Source organism: Flavobacterium sp., assembly GCF_025352425.1.
Classification (GTDB): Bacteria; Bacteroidota; Bacteroidia; order Flavobacteriales; family Flavobacteriaceae; genus Flavobacterium.
The window spans coordinates 1-4,645 of the sequence record NZ_JANXTI010000096.1; the positions used below are offsets into that span (position 1 = coordinate 1).

At 37.3% G+C, this 4,645-nt stretch carries 2 protein-coding genes; one reads left to right on the top strand and one right to left on the bottom strand.

Annotated elements, in window-relative coordinates:
• Window positions 1-145 precede the first annotated feature (145 nt).
• Window positions 146-2,053 (bottom strand): acetate--CoA ligase, encoded by a 1,908-nt coding sequence (acs, locus tag Q0Q99_RS11905; RefSeq protein ID WP_293896201.1) that lies wholly within the window; start codon window positions 2,051-2,053, stop codon window positions 146-148.
• A gap of 261 nt (window positions 2,054-2,314) precedes the next feature.
• Between acs and Q0Q99_RS11910 the strand changes: the two genes are divergently transcribed.
• Entirely contained in the window at window positions 2,315-4,405 is a 2,091-nt protein-coding gene (locus Q0Q99_RS11910; RefSeq protein ID WP_293896204.1) for a PAS domain-containing sensor histidine kinase, read from the top strand.
• Window positions 4,406-4,645 lie beyond the last annotated feature (240 nt).

Sequence of the window (4,645 nt, forward strand, 5' to 3'; positions counted from 1 at the left end):
TCTAAAACTCTTAAATAATTTTTAACTATATTTGACATGAATATTGGTTTGTTTTGCGACTTCAAGATACTGAATTTCAGTATCTTGACCAATATTTAATCAATTTATTTTTACTTTAAATAATTACACCCAACGGGTTACTAGTTTATACTTTCCCTTCTTTAATTTCATCGACAATTTCCGGATTCAATAAGGTTGAGGTGTCGCCAAAGTTACTAAAGTCGCCTTCTGCTATCTTTCTCAATATCCTACGCATGATTTTCCCGGAACGTGTTTTGGGCAAATTAGACACAAATTGAATTTTATCCAGCTTAGCAATCGGACCGATCTGGTCAGATATTAATTGGTTTATTTCCTTAGCCAAATTATCTTTATCTCGGCTCTCTCCTATTTCTTTCAGGATAATAAAACCATACAAGGCGCTTCCTTTAATATCGTGTGGGAAACCTACAATGGCGCTTTCTGAAACGGCAGGATGTTCGTTAATAGCATCTTCTATTGGCGCAGTTCCCAGATTATGACCCGAAACAATGATGACATCATCTACCCTGCCTGTAATTCGGTAGTAACCAACTTCATCGCGCAAAGCACCGTCACCGGTAAAATATTTACCCGGGAAAGCTGTAAAATAAGTTTCCTTATAGCGCTGATGATCGCCCCAAATAGTTCTGGCAATTGCGGGCCATGGAAACTTAATACACAAACTTCCTGTTACCTGATTGCCTTCTATTTCGTTGCGCAGTTCGTCCATTAAAACAGGCTGAATACCGGGTAAGGGCAATGAAGCATAAGTTGGTTTTGTTGGTGTAACAAAAGGAATTGGTGAAATCATAATTCCACCGGTTTCGGTTTGCCACCATGTATCAACCAGCGGACAACGTTTGCCGCCCACATGATCATTATACCAATGCCAGGCTTCTTCATTTATTGGTTCGCCAACAGAGCCAATAACCTTCAACGATTTTAATGGGAATCTTTGCACATAATCCAGACTTTCTTTTGCCAAAGCTCTGATAGCAGTTGGTGCCGTGTAGAATTGCGTGATTTTATGTTTTTCGATTACTTCCCAAAAGCGGCTGTAATCGGGATAAGAAGGTACACCTTCAAAAATTACTGTTGTCGCACCGTTTAATAATGGTCCGTATAGAATATAAGAATGACCGGTAATCCAACCAATGTCAGCGGTACACCAGAAAACATCATTTTCTTCGTAAGCAAAAACATTTTTAAAAGTGTAGGCCGTATAAACCATATAACCCGCTGTGGTATGTACCATTCCTTTTGGTTTCCCGGTGGAACCCGAGGTGTATAGTATGAATAACGGATCTTCAGCGTCCATGATTTCGGCAACATTGTTGGGGGTGGCTGCATCAAGTAACGGTTGTAACCAAAGATCTCTTCCCTCTTTCATAGTAACTTGGCTATTCGTTCTTTTAACAACCAATACTTTTTCCACACACGGAGTTTTCTCCAAAGCTTCGTCTACAATCCCTTTTAAGTCAATCGATTTGTTTCCGCGATAACTTCCGTCGGAAGTAATGATCATTTTACATTCACAATCGTTAATTCGGGCTGCCACTGCAGCAGCAGAAAACCCTGCAAACACAACTGAATGTACAGCCCCAATTCGGGCGCAGGCCAGAGTAGCAATCGCCAATTCGGGAATCATTGGCAAATAAATACAAACCCTGTCTCCTTTTTGAACACCTTGTTTCCGAAACACATTTGCCATTCGGGCAACCCTTTCATAAAGTTCGTTATAGGTAATGTGAAGTGCTTTTTCCTCAGGATTATTAGGTTCAAAAATAATAGCAGTTTTATCACCGCGTCTTGCTAAATGCCTGTCGATACAGTTTTTAGTGATATTAACTTTGGCATTTACAAACCATTTGAAATTTGCTTCCTGAAAATTTACTTCAAAAACCTTCTCCCATTTTTGATACCAGGTAAAGTTCTCTTCGGCAATCTTGTCCCAGAACTTTCTTGGCTCACGGACAGATTTCTTATACATCTTGAAGTAATGTTCTAAATTGAGTATTTTATAGTAGCTCATTGTTGTAATTGATAATGGTTTTATAATGTAAATATAAACATTCCATTATTATTCTTTTGATTGTGTTCAGTAATCGTCTCATGGCAGTCAATATCCTTCTGATGGGAATCAATATCCTTGTCATGGGAGTCGATATCCTTCTGATCGAAGTCACTCTCTTTCTGAAGTAAATGGATATCTGATTATGTTAACAGACTGATAGAATGATTGCGAGTTAGAAATTATTTTATTAACTTAGTTGTCCCAAAAAAATCTAACTTTATGCCAACAAATATTTCTTCTGATATTCCATTTCTTGCCGGAGGAGGTCTAATGGGCCAGTTGATTCGCGAAAAAGACTGGAGCAAGAATCTATTAGGAACACCCGCAACCTGGCCACAAAGTCTGCGAACAACGCTTAGTCTTCTTCTAAATTCAAAATTTCCAATGTTCTTGTTTTGGGGGCCTGAACTCATCTGTTTTTATAACGACGCTTATCGACCTAGCCTAGGCAATGATAATAAACACCCTGATATTTTAGGGGGGCGTGCTGAAGATTATTGGAAAGAAATCTGGAAAGACATCAAACCTATTATCGATAAGGCTTTGAAAGAGGGTGAAGCAAGCTGGTTTGAAGACCGCCTCTTGCCTATTTACCGCAATGGAAAACTGGAGGATATTTACTGGACATTCAGTTACAGCCCGGTAAATGACGAATCTGGGAAACCAGCGGGGGTTTTTGTGACGTGTTTTGAATCTACAGAAAAAGTAGATACATTAAAAAAATTGAACAATGCCGAAGATCGTTTTCGAACTATGGCAGATAACATCCCTAATCTTGCATGGATGGCAAATGCAGATGGCTGGATTTATTGGTACAATCAAAAATGGTATGACTATACCGGAAAAACTGCGGAAGAAATGGAAGGTTGGGGTTGGCAATCTGTTCATGATCCTGAAGAATTACCATTAGTTATTGAGAAATGGAAAGAATCAATTGACAGCGGAAAAGATTTTGAAATGGTTTTCCCACTTAAAGGTGCTGATGGCAAATTCAAACAATTTCTTACTCGCGTATTGCCCCTTAAAGATGCCGAAGGGAAAATAATCCAATGGTATGGCAGTAATACAGATATTTCTACACATAAGGAATTCACTAAGGAATTGGAAATACAAGTGAACAAGCGTACCAGTGAACTCAAACAGGTAAACGAAATACTCCAAAAAAGTGAGGAACGTTATCATTTAATGGTAGAAGAAGTACAGGATTATGCCATTCTCTATTTAAGTAAAGAAGGAATAGTTGAAAACTGGAATAAAGGTGTCGAAAAAATTCAAGGCTATAAAGCAGAAGAAATTGTAGGAAAGAATTTTTCAGCTTTTTATACGGAAGAAGACAGGAAATCTGATTTGCCACACTACTTGTTGAAAAAGGCAGTCAAAAACGGGAGATTACATCATGAAGGATGGCGTGTTCGTAAAGACGGAACGCTCTTTTGGGCAAGTGTTACCATTACCGCCATACCTAACAATAGTAATGAAATAATTGGTTTTTCAAAAGTAATTCACGACCTTACGTTTAAAAAAGAAGCAGATGACAAAATAAAATTAAATACAGAAATACTGGAACAAAAAAATCGGGAACTGGAAAAAATGAACAAGGAGCTACAATCCTTTGCCTACATTTCCAGTCATGATTTACAGGAACCACTCCGAAAAATACAAACATTCTCTAACATGATAATTGAAAAGGAGTTTGATAATCTGTCCGAAAAAGGAAAAGATAAGTTCAGGCGTATGCAGAACGCGGCTCAGCGAATGCAGACACTTATCAATGATTTACTCGCCTATTCAAGAAGCAACGCCCAGGAAACAAGTTTGACAAAAACAAACCTTAATGTGCTTATTAATGATGTAAAAGAAGATTTCAGGGAAGAGATACGGGAGAAAGATGCTATCATTTCCGTTGACAAAATTGAATCTGAAGTAGCAGTTGTTCCTTTTCAAATCCATCAGCTGTTATTCAATCTAATCAGCAATTCACTAAAATTCTCGCATGATGATATCAAACCCATAATAACAATTAAATCTGAAGTAAAAAAAGGAAAAGATTTGCATACAGAAAAGCTGATTGACGAAACAGAATATTGCCATATCACTTTTTCCGATAACGGTATCGGTTTTGATCAGCAATACAGCGACAGAATCTTTGAGGTGTTTCAGCGGTTACACGGGAAGGAAACCTATGAGGGAACCGGAATCGGGCTTGCGATTGTCAAAAAAATCATTGAAAATCATAAAGGCGTTATTACCGCAAGCAGTGAGCTAAATAAAGGCGCCACATTCCACATCTATCTTCCTGTAAATGTATGATTTATGTTTTAACATCTTTACCCATGCTATGACTTGTTTGGCAAATGTTAATGAAAACTAAATTTTTAACATTTCTAAATGATATTTATATATTTTTTTACATTAATGTCCGATAAAAAATAAAAAAGACTATTTTTATTTTTTATCTAATTGTTATTCAGTTATTTAATTTTTAAAATCTCTCGTTTCTCAAAACAAGGCATCAAAAAAATGACAGTTGTTTTATTTCAGACTTATCAA

Coding starts and splice junctions, on each gene's coding strand:
- Q0Q99_RS11910 (WP_293896204.1), top strand. CDS start 2,315: ATGCCAACAAATATTTCTTCTGATATTCCATTTCTTGCCGGAGGAGGT.
- acs (WP_293896201.1), bottom strand. CDS start 2,053: ATGAGCTACTATAAAATACTCAATTTAGAACATTACTTCAAGATGTAT.